Source organism: Actinoplanes utahensis, assembly GCF_016862455.1.
In the GTDB taxonomy this organism is placed as follows: domain Bacteria; phylum Actinomycetota; class Actinomycetes; order Mycobacteriales; family Micromonosporaceae; genus Actinoplanes; species Actinoplanes utahensis.
In genome coordinates this window covers 1-847 of sequence record NZ_BOMZ01000076.1, presented here as the reverse complement: position 1 = coordinate 847, position 847 = coordinate 1, and the positions used below count along the sequence as shown (strand labels likewise).

General features: G+C 70.1%; 1 protein-coding gene. It reads right to left on the bottom strand.

From position 1 onward, the window contains the following. Positions 1 to 227: 227 nt before the first annotated feature. The gene (locus tag Aut01nite_RS25685) at positions 228 to 638 is read right to left on the bottom strand and encodes a VOC family protein (protein ID WP_043522525.1); all 411 of its coding nucleotides are present in this window, start codon (positions 636 to 638) and stop codon (positions 228 to 230) included. Positions 639 to 847 lie beyond the last annotated feature (209 nt).

Genomic DNA, 847 nt, shown 5'->3' with positions numbered 1-847 from the left:
CCCCCGGAGCGTGGAACGACCCCGCACAGGCAGCGCGGTGGCAGGTATGTCGCCATCGGGCCCCGTAGGAGGCATGGCGGCTGTGACCGATCCGGCCGGACACGGGCAGCCGATCGAGGTGAGGCGACCGGGCCAGGTGCCGATCGAGGTGGGCGCGACCGGGCCAGATGCCGATCGAGGTGGGCGCGACCGGGCCGGACGGCCGATCGAAGCAGGCGCGACCGGGTCTACTGCGGCTGGCCGACGTTGACCATCCAGGGGATTCCGAAACGGTCGGTGAGCTGGCCGAACTCGTCGCCCCACATCTGCTTCTCCAGCGGAACCCGGATCGTGGCGCCGGCGCTGAGGCCCTCCCAGAAAGCGCGCAGGATGTCGCCGTCGTCGCCGCTGAGACTGACCGTGATGTTGTCGCCGGGCTGGTAGGGCACGCCGGGTGGGCAGTCGGACACCATCAGGGTGTAGCCCTGCGGTGTCTCCAACTGCCCGTGCATGACCTTGTCCTTGAGCCCGGGATCCGGCGCACCGTATTCGCCGAAGGTGTGAACGTTGAGCTCCCCGCCGAAAATCGACTGGTAGAACTCGATGGCTTCGCGGGCGTTTCCGTCGAACGTCAGGTACGGGTTGAGCCGGGACGTCATGATGACCCTCCATCGTCGTCGTTGAACCGTCGCCTCGAACGCTAAACCGACCCCCCGACCTTCTCGGCCGCCTCCGGCAAGCTCCACCCGGCCGGGACCGCGCGAGCCCCGGCAGACCGGCACGGACCGCCACAGACCGGCGGGAGGCAGCGCCGGACGGCGCTCACGTCCGACGCGGCACGCCACCGGGCGGCGCGGCGTGGCAGGGA

Excerpts from the sequence above, each read along its gene's own strand:
- Aut01nite_RS25685 (WP_043522525.1), bottom strand. The coding sequence starts at position 638 with ATGACGTCCCGGCTCAACCCGTACCTGACGTTCGACGGAAACGCCCGC.